This is a genomic window from Brevibacillus centrosporus, from assembly GCF_003710815.1.
GTDB classification, from domain to species: domain Bacteria; phylum Bacillota; class Bacilli; order Brevibacillales; family Brevibacillaceae; genus Brevibacillus; species Brevibacillus centrosporus.
In genome coordinates, this window is record NZ_RHHP01000005.1 from 1 (window position 1) to 16,893 (window position 16,893).

18 protein-coding genes are annotated in these 16,893 nt (G+C 50.6%); 10 read left to right on the forward strand and 8 right to left on the reverse strand.

Features of this window, described 5'->3' with window-relative positions:
* Window positions 1-60: 60 nt before the first annotated feature.
* Genes EDM55_RS06330 through EDM55_RS06350 form a run of 5 tightly spaced genes read right to left on the reverse strand, consistent with a single transcriptional unit; the run spans window position 61 to window position 4,353 of the window.
* Window positions 61-1,089 (reverse strand): ThiF family adenylyltransferase, encoded by a 1,029-nt coding sequence (locus EDM55_RS06330; protein WP_122959930.1) that lies wholly within the window; start codon window positions 1,087-1,089, stop codon window positions 61-63.
* A 20-nt stretch (window positions 1,090-1,109) separates the two neighbouring features.
* Complete coding sequence (locus tag EDM55_RS06335; RefSeq protein WP_092276096.1) at window positions 1,110-1,850, reverse strand: ABC transporter ATP-binding protein; 741 nt, start codon at window positions 1,848-1,850, stop codon at window positions 1,110-1,112.
* 4 nt (window positions 1,851-1,854) lie between these two features.
* Entirely contained in the window at window positions 1,855-2,517 is a 663-nt protein-coding gene (locus EDM55_RS06340; RefSeq protein ID WP_092276093.1) for an ABC transporter permease, read from the reverse strand.
* Between the two features lie 12 nt (window positions 2,518-2,529).
* Entirely contained in the window at window positions 2,530-3,393 is an 864-nt protein-coding gene (locus EDM55_RS06345; protein ID WP_259676073.1) for an ABC transporter substrate-binding protein, read from the reverse strand.
* Window positions 3,394-3,423: 30 nt separating this feature from the next.
* Entirely contained in the window at window positions 3,424-4,353 is a 930-nt protein-coding gene (locus tag EDM55_RS06350; RefSeq protein WP_122959887.1) for a substrate-binding domain-containing protein, read from the reverse strand.
* Between the two features lie 239 nt (window positions 4,354-4,592).
* On the opposite strand from EDM55_RS06350, the gene EDM55_RS06355 reads away from it, so the two are divergent.
* Complete coding sequence (locus EDM55_RS06355) at window positions 4,593-6,401, forward strand: aldehyde ferredoxin oxidoreductase family protein (RefSeq protein WP_122959888.1); 1,809 nt, start codon at window positions 4,593-4,595, stop codon at window positions 6,399-6,401.
* Between the two features lie 80 nt (window positions 6,402-6,481).
* Here EDM55_RS06355 and EDM55_RS06360 read toward each other — a convergent pair whose 3' ends face one another.
* Both EDM55_RS06360 and EDM55_RS06365 read right to left on the reverse strand, forming a co-directional pair.
* Window positions 6,482-6,754, reverse strand: coding sequence for a MoaD-like domain-containing protein (locus tag EDM55_RS06360; protein ID WP_122959889.1), 273 nt, complete (start codon window positions 6,752-6,754; stop codon window positions 6,482-6,484).
* Window position 6,755: 1 nt separating this feature from the next.
* Entirely contained in the window at window positions 6,756-7,031 is a 276-nt protein-coding gene (locus EDM55_RS06365) for a ubiquitin-like small modifier protein 1 (protein ID WP_092276078.1), read from the reverse strand.
* 79 nt (window positions 7,032-7,110) lie between these two features.
* On the opposite strand from EDM55_RS06365, the gene EDM55_RS06370 reads away from it, so the two are divergent.
* From EDM55_RS06370 to EDM55_RS06405, 8 genes are all read left to right on the forward strand, one after another.
* Window positions 7,111-8,343 (forward strand): molybdopterin molybdotransferase MoeA, encoded by a 1,233-nt coding sequence (locus EDM55_RS06370; RefSeq protein ID WP_092276075.1) that lies wholly within the window; start codon window positions 7,111-7,113, stop codon window positions 8,341-8,343.
* Between the two features lie 59 nt (window positions 8,344-8,402).
* The gene (locus EDM55_RS06375; protein ID WP_092276072.1) at window positions 8,403-10,322 is read left to right on the forward strand and encodes a molybdopterin biosynthesis protein; all 1,920 of its coding nucleotides are present in this window, start codon (window positions 8,403-8,405) and stop codon (window positions 10,320-10,322) included.
* A 41-nt stretch (window positions 10,323-10,363) separates the two neighbouring features.
* A complete protein-coding gene (moaA, locus tag EDM55_RS06380; RefSeq protein ID WP_092276069.1) occupies window positions 10,364-11,383 on the forward strand; it encodes a GTP 3',8-cyclase MoaA in 1,020 nt (339 codons plus the stop codon).
* 275 nt (window positions 11,384-11,658) lie between these two features.
* Window positions 11,659-12,162, forward strand: a complete 504-nt coding sequence (infC, locus tag EDM55_RS06385) for a translation initiation factor IF-3 (RefSeq protein WP_174769305.1) — start codon at window positions 11,659-11,661, stop codon at window positions 12,160-12,162.
* A 30-nt stretch (window positions 12,163-12,192) separates the two neighbouring features.
* A complete protein-coding gene (rpmI, locus tag EDM55_RS06390; protein WP_092276061.1) occupies window positions 12,193-12,390 on the forward strand; it encodes a 50S ribosomal protein L35 in 198 nt (65 codons plus the stop codon).
* A 91-nt stretch (window positions 12,391-12,481) separates the two neighbouring features.
* Complete coding sequence (rplT, locus tag EDM55_RS06395) at window positions 12,482-12,841, forward strand: 50S ribosomal protein L20 (RefSeq protein WP_092276058.1); 360 nt, start codon at window positions 12,482-12,484, stop codon at window positions 12,839-12,841.
* A gap of 190 nt (window positions 12,842-13,031) precedes the next feature.
* Complete coding sequence (locus EDM55_RS06400) at window positions 13,032-13,310, forward strand: hypothetical protein (RefSeq protein WP_139228121.1); 279 nt, start codon at window positions 13,032-13,034, stop codon at window positions 13,308-13,310.
* A 165-nt stretch (window positions 13,311-13,475) separates the two neighbouring features.
* Entirely contained in the window at window positions 13,476-14,453 is a 978-nt protein-coding gene (locus EDM55_RS06405; protein ID WP_122959890.1) for an MFS transporter, read from the forward strand.
* Between the two features lie 52 nt (window positions 14,454-14,505).
* Here EDM55_RS06405 and EDM55_RS06410 read toward each other — a convergent pair whose 3' ends face one another.
* Window positions 14,506-15,192, reverse strand: a complete 687-nt coding sequence (locus EDM55_RS06410) for a helix-turn-helix transcriptional regulator (RefSeq protein WP_092276049.1) — start codon at window positions 15,190-15,192, stop codon at window positions 14,506-14,508.
* Between the two features lie 360 nt (window positions 15,193-15,552).
* Here EDM55_RS06410 and EDM55_RS06415 point away from each other — a divergent pair, with 360 nt between their 5' ends.
* On the forward strand, window positions 15,553-16,773 hold the full coding sequence (locus EDM55_RS06415) for an iron-containing alcohol dehydrogenase (RefSeq protein ID WP_122959891.1): 1,221 nt from the start codon (window positions 15,553-15,555) through the stop codon (window positions 16,771-16,773).
* Window positions 16,774-16,893 lie beyond the last annotated feature (120 nt).

Below are 16,893 nucleotides of genomic sequence, written 5' to 3' on the forward strand. Positions count from 1 at the left end.
ACTCTATAGGGTACATTTTACTTCCATGTTGAAGGTGCTGCCCCTTTTTTTACATGCTTTCTAATGCCCGACGTACCGGGCGTACAGAGAGCGTGCAATGGTAACGTCATCAGTTCCTTGTACGAGCACGCGTCCATCTTGGAAAAAAACGAGAGTGTAATCATCCGTGCGAAAACGGAGCAAGAAGCGATTGTGTTCGATCCCCCCCAAAGGCGCATATCGCTTGGCGAGCAGGGTCAGATCGACAGACACAGGGTAGCTTGGGCGGATCTGCACGGTGTCGCGACCGCAGAGTGTAGCAAACTCTTCCGTTGTATCCTTCAACGTTAATGATTCAAACTCTTTTTTGACGCAGGCAGGGCATTCTGGATTTTGCCCTGAGGAAATAGGGAGCTGGTCATGGTCATTTTGCCAAATATCGAATTGCTCCAGATGTGGGTTGAGATGCTCCAGATCCCCAATTAAAAGCTTCATTGCCTCTGTCGCCTGATAAGAAGCGATGATGGAGACGAGGGGACCGAGTACGCCGACCGTGTCGCAGGTTTCCCCCCTTCCTGCCGGTGCATGGGGGAACAGACAGCGAAAACATGGAGTGATGCCCGGGCGAATGACTGCAAACATGCCGCGAGAGCTTACAGCACCTCCATACACCCACGGCTTTCCATATTTGATCGCGACATCGTTGATCAGGTAGCGTACTTGAAAATTATCGGATCCATCTAGGATGACATCAGCATCTGAAAGCAGGCTTTCGGCATTTCCCGCATGCAGGTCGGCTATGATGCCCTCAATGCTCACGATGGAATTGATCGTCCGCAGCTTATCGGCAGCAGCAATCGCTTTTGGGGTATGTTGATTTGCATCTGCTTCATCGTAGAGCATCTGTCTCTGCAGATTGCTTGGCTCCACGAAATCGCGGTCGATCATCCGGACGTGCCCGACACCTGCGCGAACGAGATGGTTGGCAAGTACTGTACCTAAAGCCCCCATCCCGACAATGACAGCTTTTTTATTCGCCAGTTTCTCTTGCCCTTGTGGTCCAATAGGGGAAAATAACAGTTGCCTAGAGTAGCGCGTGCTGGAATCCATAGCTGACTCCTTTCCGTCGATCAGCAAATCATTCGTCCTGATACAAAATCCTGCAGTTCTGCACTTGCAGGGTGGTGGAAGAAGGTATGGGTGTCAGCCAACTCGACGAGTCTCCCCTTGTGCAAAAACAGGCATGCATCTGCGAGTCTTTTTGCCTGGGGAAGGTTGTGTGTGATCATGAGGATCGTCATGTGCTGCTGATGATTAACCTGCTGAATCACGCGCTCAAAAATGGAAATATTGTACGGGTCGAGACTCGCGGTCGGTTCATCGAGCAGCAGGAGCTCAGGCTCACAGGCGAGTGCGCGTGCCAAAGCGATTCGCTGTGCTTCTCCACCGGATAGGGTCTGGGCTCGCTGTCTCGCGAGGGGTGACAGCTCCACCAGCCCCAGGGCATGCTCTACTCTTTTTTGGACAGTAGACTTATCTAGGTTCCGATACCGCAGTCCTAATGCTACGTTGTCAAAAACGGTCGCCTGAAACATGGAGGGTCTTTGTGCGACGAAAGCCATTTTGCGCTGGATCGGCACCCCCTTGCGATAGGTGAGGGAAGGCAGCTCCACATCCGTTCCGAAAAGCTGCATGCTCCCGCGAGTTGGCTTCTCCAACAGATTCATGACGCGCAATAACGTGCTTTTCCCCGCACCGCTCGGACCGACGATACCGTAAATTCGACCGCGTTCAAAAATAGCCTGCTCGACCTGCAAAACGGTTCTTCCTTCGTAAGAGACTTCGAGATCTTTGAGCTTCAATCGGTTCATCTATTCATCTCCGCCTGGATTTCATTTGATTCATCATGCCAACCATCAGAAAGCTGTTGAACAAGAAGCTGATTGCCAAAAGGACGAGCCCCAATTGCAGGCCTGCTGTGAAATTCCCTGTTCGCGTCTCCAGAATAATGGCCGTTGTCATCACGCGTGTGTGGTGCTCAATGTTCCCTCCAACCAGCATGACTGCACCGACCTCGGAAATCGCTCTGCCAAAAGCAGCGGCAACTCCTGACCAAATCCCCCCGCGCGCCTCGCGAATAATGGTCAGCATCATCTGCAGGGGAGTAGCTCCCAGGCTTTTCGCTGTTTCCCAATAGGTGCGTTCCTTTCCGTGCACAGCTGCCATGGTTAAGCCGGCCAGAATTGGTGTTACAAGTACGACCTGGGCGATGATCATGGCTTCGGCACTAAATAAAAGGTCGAGCGAACCGAGTGGACCGTACCGGGAGAGGAGGAGGTAAACGATCACACCGACCAAAACGGGAGGCAGTCCCATGCAGGTATAGATCAGGGCGATGATCAGTCGCTTTCCTGGGAAGGAGTACAGCCCTAGAAAAGCGCCAAAAGGTATTCCCATGAGCATCCCAAGCAGAACAGAAGAAGTCGTTACCTTCAGGGAGAGCGAGATGACCTCCCAGACATCCTGTGTGAGCATCATGAAAAGAGTCTCCTAGCGTTTCTTGGCATCAGGCACGAACAGTCCTTTTCCGTAGTCCTTTTGCCCAAATTCTCCAATCAGCTTTTGGCCTTCAGCCCCTGTGAAAAATTCGATAAGCTTCATGCCTTCTTCTTGCTTGGCAGAAGACTTGACCTGAATGATCCCGTATGGATTCAAAAGCGATTTGTCACCCTGCATGACCACATCGAGATTGAGCTTTCGAGAGAGAAAGGTAGCCTCGTCCGTCAGGGTATAGGCTTTTTTCTCATCCGTCATTTGCAGCGTCTCGCCCATTCCCTGACCTGACGAGAGATACCAGCTGTCTTCTGGCTTGATCTTGGCTTCTGTCCAAATGCCTTTTTCTTTTTTATCTGTACCCGAGTCATCCCCTCGCGAGATAAAGGTTGCTTTTTTCTCGGCGATTTTGCCAAACGCTTCTTTGGCTGTTTTCGCTTGTTTGACTCCGGCAGGATCGTCTGCTGGACCTACGATGTAGAACTGGTTGTACATGACATCAAAAGCGTTGACGCCAAATCCTTTTGCGACAAATTCATCCTCGGACTTGCGAGCGTGAACGAGCAAAACATCCGCGTTTCCGTCTTCCCCAAGCTTGATGGCTTGTCCAGTTCCGACAGCGACTACCTTTACTTTGATGCCAGATTGTTGCTCAAAGATTGGCAGCAGGTAGTCGAGTAAGCCGGAATCCTGGGTGCTCGTTGTAGTAGCCAGGGTAATTTCCTTGACTTCCTGCGTTTCAGGAGCGGGAGCCGCAGCAGGAGACGTTGCCGGAGCAGAGCTAGATTGAGAACAGGCAGCAAGCAACAGGATCAGCGAAAATAACAAAAAGACTTTGGCAAAACGCAGATTCTTCATCATGATCACTCCTAATCAAATTGATGGGATTCGTCAATACATTCTGTCTATTTCCTTGCCAGTTTGAGAGACGTTGTAGCCGCCTTGAGCAACGACTTCCTGCTTGAATGAAGGGTCGCGCAGGAGGGAGAGAAGCTCGCGAAAGCGTTCTTGCTTGACGAAGCGCTCAGGAATTACGAGGTCGTAGCGCTCTTCCTGGATCGGAAAAAAGTCTAGTCCCATTCCGCGGGCCACACTTTCTATGCCCAATGCTACATCTGCCGTACCTTGCAAGACGGCTGAGGCGGTAGCGTAATGCGTCGTCAGCTCGACATCGTAGCCAGGAATGGCTTGTGCGGATACTTTCTTCTGCTGCATGCTGAAATCGAGAAGTACCCGAGTCCCGGATCCGCGCTGGCGATTGACGATGCGATGTTTTCCGCTGAACAATTCCTCCCAGCTGGTGATCATTCGCGGGTTGCCTTTTGGCACGACGAAGCCTTGCCAGCGGCTGACCAGATTGACGACAGTGACTCCTTCGTTCGGGAGTAGGCAGCGGATGTAAGGCAGGTTGTACTCGCCTGTCATTCGATCGAGAAGATGGGTGCCAGCCATTTCTACGCGCCCTTTGTAGAGCTCGATCAGCCCGTCCAAGCTTCCAGAAAAGGCAGGTAGCAGCGTAATTCCGCGCTCTGCCAGCTTCCTCGTCAAGAGGTCGATGGTGAGGTCATGGCTCCCTGCAAAAATGATTTCGTAGGGCTGGGATGTCTGTCTCTGGGGAGAAGAAAAGCCGTTGGAGGAAAGCTGCTCGTCCCGCGCCTTGCTCTTGTGCATGAAGGAGTCGAGATCCGTGCGTAAAATGCGCAGTGTACGCCCGATTTTGGAGGCTGGCAATTCTTTGCGTTTGATCAACTCATAGACGGTATACCGGGTAAGCTTTAGCTCCGCAGCAACCTCGTCTGGAGTCAGGTAATCGCTTTCCAAAGTGTCACCCTCTTTTTCAGTTTGGTTGAATTGGTTCTAGTTAGTTTTAGTTTGTTTTACATGTTTTGGTCTATAAATAACATACTTTACCAGCAGGTGGATAGGCAAGAAAATAATCAAAAAATTAGCAATTTCACTGGATTTTCGTGGTATTCAGGAAGGATTACCCATATAATAGTCGTAATAGTAGGTATATTTTGTGAGTTCAATGTGAATGAAGATTGGGGAGGGAAAGAGCGATGGCTTTGGGGGGATTCAAAAACCGTGAATTGCTGGTCGATCTCACTTCAGGTGCGGTTGATTATCGTCCGATTAACGAAGGCCTGGCGAGGACATACATCGGTGGCCGCGGATTGGGAGTCAAGTACGTCTATGACAACGGGGCGCAGGTAGAGCCATTTTCGGAAGACAACATACTGTGTATGATGACAGGGCCGGTGACAGGCTCCCGTTCATCGATGAGTGGGCGTCTCTGTATGGTCACCAAATCTCCCTTGACGGGTACCGTTACGGACTCGCATATGGGCGGATGGTCTGCGGCGCGCCTGAAATGGTCCGGTATTGACAACGTGATCTTCAAGGGTGCGAGTGACAAGCCTGTCTATTTGTATATCGAGAATGGCCAAGGCGAGCTGCGAGATGCCAGCGAGCTGTGGGGAAAAGGAACTCGTGCGACGGTAGCAGCTATGCAAGAGCGATATGGGAAAGAAGACTTGAGTGTCATCTGTATCGGACAAGCGGGAGAGAATCTCGTTCGCTATGCGGGTTTTATGAACGAGAATGACCGTGCAGCTGGTCGGGGAGGTACAGGTGCAGTCGCAGGGTCCAAAAAGCTCAAGGCGATTGTCATCAAGGCTGCCCAAAAAGGCAATATGCCACAGCCTGCTCAAGATGAGGAGTACAAAAAGGCCAATCAAAAGGCGCTCAAGGCCATCATGGAGGGCGGCTTGACAGCACCGAAAAAGGGTGGGCTCTCCGTCTACGGTACCAACGTACTGACCAGCATCATTAATGAAGTAGGCGCTCTTCCTACCATGAACTCCAAATATACGCATTGGGACGGAGCTGAAGGGCATAGCGGAGAAACTGTGAATGCCACGTTGCTGGTAGCAGATAACACCTGCCATGCTTGTCCAGTGGCATGCAAGAAGGAAGTTGAAGTGAGAGAAGGCAAGTACAAGACGCGCGTAGAGAGCTTTGAATACGAGTCAGGCTGGGCGCTCGGTGCCAATTGCGGCGTGAGTGATGCTGCACCGATCTCGTTCCTGATCAATCTGTGCAACGAATACGGCATGGACACGATTGAGCTCGGCAACACCTTGTCCTGTATGATGGAAGCCTACGAAAGAGGCTTGACAGAGGAAAAGGTCGACTGGGGCGATGCTGACCGCATGATCGAGCTGACGGAGATGATGGTTTTCCGTAAAGGCGTGGGAGATATCCTGGCAGAGGGAACAGCTCGTGCAGCCAAAGCATTTGGCGATGAAAATCTGGCGATGTGCGTCAAAGGGCAAGCGATTCCTGCGTACGACCCGCGTGGTATCCAAGGTATCGGTCTCGGATATGCGACCAGCAACCGTGGTGCTTGTCACTTGCGCGGTTATACCGTAGCGAGCGAGATCGCAGGAATCCCGGTACCGACTGATCGCCTAGTACCAGAAGGAAAGGGCGAGCTGCTCAAAATATTCCAGGATCTCTTGGCTTTCTCGGATTCCATGAATATTTGCAAGTTCTCGTCGTTCTCGGAAAACGCGGAGAATTACGCAGAGCAGTATTCGACGATGACAGGCGTTACAGTAACCGCAGATGACGTTATGAAAATTGGCGAGCGCATCTACAATCTGGAGCGTCATTACAACAATCTGGCGGGCTTTGACAAACGCGAGGATGACTATTTGCCAAAACGCTTTATGCAAGAGCCTGCAAGCGGCAACAGTGCGGGGCACGTTAGCCAGCTTGAAGTCATGCTGAACGACTACTATCAGCTGCGCGGCTGGGTAGATGGTGTCGTTCCAGAGGAAAAACTCAAAGAACTCAACATCGTATAAACTTGCCTATCGTGGCAAAGCAAAAAGGTGGAAACCTGCTTTCCACCTTTTTGCACTCTTTTTAATCAAGGATCGAGAAGCTAGCCTCCGACCCTCATGACCTTGAGGCGAAATTGAGCCATGAGCCTATCAAAGCTTTCCCGTTCAAGTGCTGTAATGCGGATAAAGACGGCGTTTACATGAAAGCGGGACGTAATCCTCACTCGCTCTTCGCGCAAAACCTCTGCTTGCCACTGATCGCCCACAACCTGGATTGGCAAGCTTTCCGATTTTGCTTCGCCCCCGCACTCGGTCAAATAGGTAACGAGCGCGGACACGGGAATCCCGCGCAGCTCCATAACTTTCTCGATCATCTTATCCTCCTGCCACCGGCGGGAACAAAGCAAATTGATCATCTTCTAGCACGCGGGTTTGGAGTCCTTCTGCATGAATGACATTGCGCCCGTTTAGAAACACATGGACAAACGGTTTGAATGTTCGCTCCGGTGTAAAGATTTCTTCATCCAAAGCAGGATACATCTGAATCAAGGCTTCGAGAATATCAATGACTCGATTGCCACTGTCCACGGGAACTTCCACAGATTTGGCCTGACAGATCTCACGAAAATTGGCAAAGACTTTTACTTTCATATTTGAATATTCTCCTTTTTCTTTTTATTATACTGGATTTAACAAAGAAGCAAAATGAAGGAAATGGATGGAGGCAATCATGAAATTCTTCCATGTAAAGACAGTTGCAGAAACGTTAGAAGTGATTGCAGGCGAATTCAAACCAAATAGGCCTCCCATCGAGGTATCGTTGATCGATGCGTTGGATATGGTGCTGGCTGAAGACGTGTTTTCCGATGAGCAGGTTCCTCATTTTGCCCGTTCGACCGTAGATGGCTACGCGGTGCGTGCGCGCGATACGTACGGAGCTTCTGACTCGTTACCGGCTTTTCTCGATGTGACAGGAAAAATCGATATGGGGAAGTCGGCTGTGCAGCCTGTCAAGGAAGGACAGGCACAGTCAATCCCGACAGGTGGGATGGTACCAGATGGGGCAGACAGTGTTGTCATGATCGAACATGTAGAAGAGGTAGATGATCTGCTCAATGTCTATCGTCAGGTGGCACCGGGCGAAAATGTAATTCGCGCGGGGGACGATGTGGAAAAGGGAGAACTGGTGATAGCAGCAGGACAGCGGCTTCGCCCGCAAGACCTGGGAGTCCTTTCAGCGATTGGCAAGACAAGTATACGTGTGTATCCCCGGCCGATTGTCGCGATTTTATCGACGGGGGATGAAATCGTTCCGGCGGATAAGAAGGTACTGTCGCCAGGAGAAATACGCGACATCAATAGCATTACAGTGGCTACGGCAGCACGTCAATGCGGGGCGCACGTCATTTACGGGGGGATCGTCCCGGATGACTATGAGTCGTTCGCCAAAAGAGCCAAAGACCTGTTTGACCAATCCGACCTGCTGCTCTTGTCGGGAGGAAGCTCTGTCGGGACTCGCGATTATACGGAACAGGTCATGCAGTCTTTGGGAGATCCGGGCGTTCTGGTCCACGGTGTTTCGATTAAGCCAGGCAAGCCGACAATCATCGCGAAAGCAGGCGCAAAGCCCGTTGTGGGATTGCCTGGTCACCCGGCTTCTGCTTTGATTATTTTCCATCTGTTTGTGGCACCCCTGATCCAAAGGCTGCAGGGACAGAAGCCAGCCGCATACGTTTCGCGGATTTCGGCTAGAATTTCTCGCAACATTGCATCGGCGGTGGGACGCGCGGACTACATCCGTGTTAAGCTGGAGGAGAGAGAGGACGGGCTTTGGGCTGTACCTGTCTTCGGAAAATCAGGTTTGATCTCGACATTAGTGAAAAGCGATGGAATGGTGGAAATATCAGCAAACAAGGAAGGGATACTGGAAGGCGAAGCTGTGTACGTCCATTTATTTCAATAAATTCGGAATTGAGATAGCAAGGAAAAAGATAAAGAAGAAGGAATGGCAGGAGGAGAACGATGCGCAAAATCTACCTGGAAGACACACCCCTGAACGAAGCGCAGCGAAGAATCGCGAATCGGATTTCGTTCCAGCCGCAAGTGGAGGTCATTCCGACGCGAGAGGCGCTGGGGAGAGTCACGGCACAGCCGATTTACGCGAAAGTATCGATGCCTAATTTCCATGCTTCGGCGATGGATGGGATTGCGGTAAAAGCAGAAACAACGTACGGGGCGGATGAGCAGCACCCCGTTCGATTGCGCCATCTCGTGGATTACGTGGAGGTTGATACAGGTGATCCGATCCCGAATGGCTTTGATGCGGTGATTATGATCGAAAACGTTCATCAGATTGACGAGGAGACCCTCGAGATTTTGGAAGCAGTCGCCCCTTGGCAGCATATCAGGCCAATCGGAGAGGATGTTGTGATCGGCGAGGTCATTGTCCCAGACCGACATCGGCTGCGTCCGGTGGATTTGGGAGCATTGCTGGCGGGTGGCAATGTCACGGTGCCGGTTTTTCGTAAGCCTCGTGTAGCCATCATTCCCACAGGTACCGAGCTTATCGAGCCTTCGGAGAATGTGGCAGAAGGGCAGATTATCGAATTTAATGGCACCGTTTTTGCCGCCTACTTGAAGGAGTGGGGAGCTGAGCCCGTGTACCACGGAATCGTGCAAGACGATTACGAGATGATCAAAAGGGCAGTTAAGACCGCTCTCCAGGGTGCCGATATGGTACTCTTAAATGCAGGCTCATCCGCAGGGCGGGAAGATTTCACCGTCCATGTGGTAGAAGAGCTGGGAGAAGTGCTGACGCATGGCGTAGCTACTCGTCCAGGTAAGCCGGTTGTAGTCGGTGTCATCGAGGAAAAGCCGGTGATTGGACTGCCCGGCTATCCGGTCTCCGCGTATTTGAATCTGGAATGGTTCGCACGTTCCCTCGTTTATCATTATTATGGATTGCTTCAGCCAGAAAGGCAGCGGATCAAAGCCACAGTCGGAAGGCGTATCGTATCTGTCATGGGAGCGGAGGACTTCATCCGCGTTACCATAGGCTGTATGGATGGACAATTCATTGCCAATCCTTTGACTCGCTCTGCTGGTGTCACGATGTCGATGGTACGTGCGGATGGGCTGTTGCGTATACCACCGGGAAACCTTGGCTACGAGCAGGGAGAGGTTGTGGAGGTAGAGCTGTACCGACCTCTGGAGCAGATACAAAATACGATTGTTTCGACTGGCAGTCACGATCTATCGATGGACGTGCTGCATTCGCTTCTGCGCAAAAAGAATCCAGAGCGCTTCCTTGTTTCTTCGCATGTTGGCAGTATGGGTGGTATCCTGGCTATCCAAAAAGGGGAAGCACATATCGCGGGTGTCCATCTTTTCGATGAGGAGTCAGGAGAGTATAATCAGAGCTATGTAGAAAAATACATGAAGGACAAAGAAGTCGTGCTTGTCCAATTGGTGTATCGGCAGCAAGGCTGGTTTGTGAAGAAAGGCAATCCGCTGGGGATATCGTCTGTACATGATCTGACGAAGCCCGGCATTACGTATATCAATCGCCAACGAGGGGCTGGAACCAGACTTCTCTTTGACTATCTGCTCAAGCAGGAAGCGGTGGACAGAGATGGCATCTACGGCTATTCTCGAGAGGCAGTCTCCCATTTGAGTGTGGCTGCAGCAGTCGCAGGTGGGACTGCTGATGTAGGCCTCGGGATTTACTCTGCGGCAGCTGCGATGGATCTGGATTTTATTCCCGTTGCAGAAGAGCGCTACGACTTGTTGATGACCCAAGCTTTCTATCACAGCAGTCGAGGCCAGGAGCTCCTAGCCTGCATTCGTTCAGAAGCGTTCGCTTTGGAAATGGAAGCGTTAGGTGGATACAGTTGCCGGGACTCTGGACAAATCGTCTACTCAGCGGCAATGTCAGAAATATGAGAATGTAATCTGCCCATCATGGAAAAGGAGAGTGATCACCAATGTCTGAGCAAATTCTTGATACACGAAATCGCCCTCTCCGAGATCTGCGTATTTCCGTGACAGACAAATGCAATTTTCGCTGCCAATACTGTATGCCCGCAGAAATATTTGGTCCAGACTTCGAATTCCTTCCTCAGCACAAGCTGCTGTCATTTGAAGAAATTACGCGCTTGACTCGAATTTTTACTTCCGTTGGTGTTGGCAAGATCCGGATCACAGGCGGAGAGCCGTTGATGCGAAAAGAATTGCCAAAATTAATTGAAATGATAAGACAGGTAGACGGTGTTCAGGATATTGCGATGACGACCAATGGCTCTCTCCTCGCCCGCCACGCAAAAGCGCTGAAGGAAGCGGGGCTGGATCGGGTAACTGTCAGCTTGGACAGCCTTGACGATGAGCGGTTCGGACGGATGAACGGCAGAGGCTATCACGTGTCTGACGTGTTGAAAGGGATTGAAGCCGCAGCGGAAGCAGGACTTTCGATCAAGCTGAACATGGTCGTGCAGCGTGGCGTGAACGACGAGGATATTTTGCCGATGGCCCGCTTTTTCCGCGAGCAAAAGCATACACTTCGTTTCATCGAATTCATGGATGTAGGGAACAGTAACGGATGGAAGCTGGATCAAGTAGTTCCCTCCAGCGAGATTGTGCAGAGAATTCACGAGGAAATGCCTCTCACGCCAATCGATCCGAATTATTTCGGTGAAGTGGCTTCCCGTTACCGTTACGTGGGGACCGATCAGGAAATCGGGCTGATTTCGTCCGTGACACAGGCGTTTTGCTCGACTTGTACCAGAGCGCGGCTGTCGGCAGAAGGCAAGCTGTACAGCTGTCTTTTCGCCTCCGTTGGGGATGATTTGCGGGCACCGCTGCGGGAAGGGAAAAGCGACGAGGAAATCCGGGAGCAGATCCGCACGATCTGGGGGAAACGCGATGACCGGTACTCGGAAGTGCGCTTGAACGATACGCCGGGACTGAACAAGCCCGACAAGGTGGAAATGTCCCATATCGGCGGCTAACACAAAGCATAAACAGCGCTTGACAAAGGGGAATACGCCCTGTATTATAAAGAGCGTGTATAAACACGAAACACTTCATACTTCGAGAACAAGCAGAGGCGCCCAGCTTCTCACCTGGGTCGACGTCTTACACGACTGTTGACAGGTAACTCTTACGCAAAGATCCTTGGATCTGATGAATTTGCTAGGTGAGATATGTGCGGGCGCATAATGCGTTCGCACATTTTTGTTCCTTCTCGAAATTGACGGGGGTGGCAAGTATTAGCAAGGATCAAATGTTGATTAACGAAGCGATCCGTGCCCGTGAAGTCCGATTGATCGGTGCTGACGGGAGCCAATTGGGAGTCGTAGCCTTTAGGGAAGCTTTGCGCATCGCCCAGGAAGCTGAATTGGATCTGGTAAATGTTGCTCCTACAGCCAAGCCGCCTGTATGCCGTATCATGGACTATGGAAAGTTCAAGTACGAGCAGGCGAAAAAGGAAAAAGAAGCACGCAAAAACCAGAAGATCATCGAGCTCAAAGAAGTGCGTTTCTCTTCCAACATCGAGGAACACGATTTCCAAACAAAGCTTCGTAACGTCCGTAAGTTCTTGGAGGATCATCACAAGGTGAAGTGTACGATCCGTTTCCGTGGACGTGAAATCACCCACTCCGAAATCGGACTTGCCGTTATGGAACGTGTTGCAGCCCAGTGTGAAGATCTCGCTTCGCCTGAGCGCAAGCCAAAGATCGAAGGCCGCAGCATGATCATGATTCTGGCTCCGAAAGCGGAAAAGTAAGATAGTAGTTTAGACAGGAGGATTTTTCAGATGCCTAAAATGAAAACCAACAAGGCTGCTGCGAAACGTTTCAAAAAAACCGGAAGCGGCCAATTGAAGCGCGACCGCGCGTTTGGTAGCCACTTGTTCGCTAACAAATCCACTAAAGCTAAACGTCACCTGCGTAAAGCTGCACTGGTATCCAAAGGCGATCAAAAACGTATGGAGCAAATGCTCACTTACCTGTAAGTTTATCTTTATTACACACCATTACGCAGCATGAGCTCCCTAAGCGCCTAGTGATAGGCCGCCATGCTGGAAAGACCAGGAGGAGTTTAGTATGCCAAGAGTAAAAGGTGGCATTGTTTCACGCCGTCGTCATAAGAAAATCCTGAAGCTGGCGAAAGGTTACTTCGGTTCCAAACATCGCCTGTTTAAATCCGCTAATGCGCAGGTAATGAAATCCCTGCTGTATGCATACCGTGACCGTCGTCAAAAGAAACGTGATTTCCGCAAACTGTGGATCACTCGTATCAACGCACAAGCTCGCCTGAACGGCCTGTCCTACAGCCGTCTCATGCACGGCCTGAAAGTAGCTGGCATCGAAGTTAACCGCAAAATGCTGGCTGACCTGGCTGTGAACGACAAAGCAGCTTTCAACGAGCTGGCTACAGTTGCAAAAGGCAAACTGAACGCGTAAGATTTACCGATGAAGTCGATCTTCCTCAAAAGGGAGGGTCGGCTTTTTTATTTGAACCGCTACAAAAAGCAAAAAGAGCGCTTCTTGGAGGGCTTCCGTACAAGCAATTTGGCGGACAAACCATATGGATAATAATGACGCGAAAGGAAGGGGGGAGAGAGGATATTCAAACATTGCTGTAAGCATGACTATGAGGATTACGATCACAGCGCAAAAAATCGTGAGTCGAACCATAGGTGCCACTGCTGCTACAAAAGGCCAGAACCGAGGGATGCATACGAATGCTGCTGCTGGAAAAAGCGAGAACGAAAAAATGCATGCTGTTGCTGCTGTAGGGAGCGGGAGCGCAAGTGTGAGTGCTGCTGTTGCTGCCGAAAAGTGGGCGAGGATGTATGGCGACTGGAAGCATGAATACGAGGAAGACGATGACGATGACGAAGATGAGGACGAATGTAATTGCGGCAGATGAAAAAAAGGAAAGAAACGGAAAGAGCACTGCTGCAAAAAATGTGGCAAGCCTCATAAAAAATAAAACAAGGCAAGGAAAATGAAAGTAGCTCAGGAATTTAGGAGTTGCGAAGCATTCCCCGAAATAAGGGTGCCCTCCCCTGTTTAGGTGGAATATCGCCATGCCATGAGTCGAGCTATAATTAATTTGGGCAGGGCGCTGTCATTTGGCTTTTGGAGCTACGGGACATCGGGCTCTAATTTTTTTGCAGCCCTGATTGCTGGTTATACGCTCCCTTATTTTGGAACCTGGCAATCTCAATTTTACATCGCGGGTTTTTTAAGCCTGATTGTCGCTGTATTTGTCTTGTTTACGATACATGATTTATCTCCCAGACTTCGAGAAAAAGTGATTGAAAGCAGCGCCACGGTCGAACAAGTGAACGAGGAGGGGGTTCATCGAGAGCGGGCATCCGCATCGTCAGTAGACGGATCGACAGGAAGCTCGGACGCCATGACACCGTTGCAGAATCTCCGTCTCGCTATGAAGCAAAAGCATATTTGGGCCTTGGCTATTGGCTGTACATTTTTCCTGATGCTCTATCTGACACTGGCTTCCTACGGACCGTTGATCCTGGTTCAAGCTTTTGGTTACACGCCTGCTCGAGCAGTATTTGTTTCCCAGTTTTTCTGGCTGTTCAGTCTTGTTACTTTAATTGTAAGCGGTTACATATCCGATAAGCTCCAGCTGAGAAAACTGATGTCTCTTATAGGTGTGATCGGAATGATTGTGGTGATGGGCATTTGGATTATGACGATACACAGACCGATATCAGAATCGAGCATGATCTTCCTGATTTCTTTGATGGGTGGAAGTCTGGGATTTGCTTATAGTCCTTGGATGGCCATCTACTCGGAAAACCTCGAGGACATACATGGCGGAATTCAGGCATCGGGCTGGGCAGTTTGGAGCTTCGTCCTGCGTATTTACGCGATCATCTCCGCGATTCCGCTTAATCTGATCGCCGTGCGCTACGGCTGGGATACGTGGCTATGGATCACGATGATGGGAGCGATTCTTTACATCCCCCTGCTCTGTATGGGCAAAGGCCCCTGGTTCAAGCGGCCATTGACCAAGAGTGTACCGACTGCAATCGACTCATAAACAGAAAAAGAACAGCCGGTTCCCTGATGCGGACGCCGGATGTTATTTTTACTTAACTGATGATTCGTCGTCGCAAGGCATCGGCGACACCTTGTGTTCGATTTTGAGCACCTAATTTCTTTAGGGCAGACTTGACATAGTCCTGAACGGTGAATTCACTGATGCCGATGTGATCAGCCATTTCCTTGATGCTCTCTCCCCAAGACATTCGCTGCAATACCTCTACCTCGCGCTTGGTCAGCTTGATTGCTTTGGATAGTGGAAATTCAGTAGCTAGCGCCTTTCCTACCTGCTCGCCGTATTGGCTGAGAGCGTCGATCAAGCTTCTGTTGATACCATCACAGCCATCTGGATGTCCGGAAATGCCTGCGTAACCAATGACGTTAGAGCCGTGAAATATAGGGACGATAAGGGCGTAGGTGGTACCATGTACATACTTCGCTGGAATTTGTCTGATCAGATCTGAATCGAGCAGGACAGCTCGCTTTTCACGAATAGCTGAATAGATAGGGGGCATGTTTCGGATGTCTTCACGCTGATCGTTGACGGAATACAGTCCCTGTGCATTTGCCCTTAGTAATCCTTCTCCCATATGGCTAAGCATCGAATAGTTGTACAGGACAGCACCCATGAATGGGAACAAATCAATGAATCCGCGGACGGTTAACACTAATTTTTCCTCGTGATAAGCAGCCGTTTCAATACGCTGGATATACGCTCGCAATGCCGGACTGACCATGGAGTGGTATCCTCCCTCCATTTTAGGGGTCGTGCACTACCTGTTTTTAGGGGATATATCCGTTTTTTATCACGAAATATAATAGAATTGTAGCGCTTTCATTTTAACAAAAGGCTTATCTAGGCGTAAAGGAAGTATTATCGGAATAATTCGACAATAAAAGGGGTGTTTACGAAAACGACTACACAGCTGGCTCGCATCCAGCGCGAACACTTGGCAGATCGAAGCCGAGTGAATTTGCCGTGAGCTTTGGAGTCACGTGCTGGACCAAGCTTGTCCACACGACACTGGTATCCGAGCAAAGGAAGCACCTATGGGCATGGATTTTTTAGAAGAAGAATAGAGGGGTCAGGTGAGTTTATGACGATAGCTTCATCGCGTTTCGGTGTGAGGACGGAAGTGATCAACGGAGCTGGGGTGCGCAGCATGCTGCCTGAGCTATTGCGAGGGCTGGGAGCGAGGCGCGCTGTACTCTTCACGGATCAAGGATTAAATCGTGCCGGGATTACAGAAAAAATTACAGAGCTGTTTCAGGAAATGCCGGAATCGGTTCAGCTGGTAGGCGTCTTCGACGAAATTGAGCAGGACGCCAAGGCAGAAAACATAAACAAGGCAGCGATGTTTGTAAAGGAATGTCAAGGGGATGCGTTGATCGCTTTGGGTGGGGGGAGTGTTCTGGATGCCTGCAAGGCGACAAAGTGGTTGCTGCACAAGAATCACCCTGACATCCGCGATTTGATGCAGGGCTCCACGAGAGAGACGTGGCCGCAGGTACAGCCGATTCCCATTCCTCACATCGCGATTCCGACCACAGCGGGAACAGGTTCAGAAGTATCCCCGATAGCAGTGGTGTACAATGATCGGTTGCAAATAAAAACGAATTTGTCGAGCCCGTTCATCAGCGCGGATATTGCTTTGCTGGACCCTGAGCTTACAGTCGGACTTCCGCCGCGAATTACTGCCTTCACGGGATATGATGCGCTCACACACGCAGTCGAAGCTTACTTTTCCCCGAGAGCAAATCCTATGACGGATGCCTTTGCGTTGCATGCGACGAAGATCATTGTCGAGAATTTGCCAAAAGCGGTGTCTACGGGAACCGATTTGCAGGCACGATCAAACATGCTGATGGCAAGCGCGATGGCCATTACTTCTTTTAGCCTCGCGATCACTGCCATCCCTGTTCACAATATGGCTCATGCGTTTGGAGCGAAAATCGGGATCCCGCATGGTTTGGCAAATGCCGTATTGCTGCCAAATGTGATGGGTGCTCTCCCTCACTTGTACTTGCCTAGAATCAACGGGTTTGCCGAAGCGCTCGGGCTATCGGTCTACGATGTCGAACCAAAGGCATGCTTGCAGCAGGTCATTGCCTTTATTCGAGAGCTGCGCTCGGGAATTGGCTTGCCAGACACATTCGCTGAATTTGGATTCGATGAGAAAAGGATCGCCGATATGGTTCCGGCGGTGCTGAGTGATCCAACCGCACTCGCCTTCAAAATCCCATCAGATACGATCGTGCAAATCTGCCAGGAGGTAGCAGCTGCACCATTATCCGTACAGGAGGAGAGCTCGCGATGACACTGGATCCGAAAGCAAAAGCATTTCTGGACATGGGGGCAGCGGCTGGGGACCCTCCAATGAGTACACTGACCCCAGAGCAAAACCGAGAGCGCACAGCGGGCTTGAAGGCACTGTCGG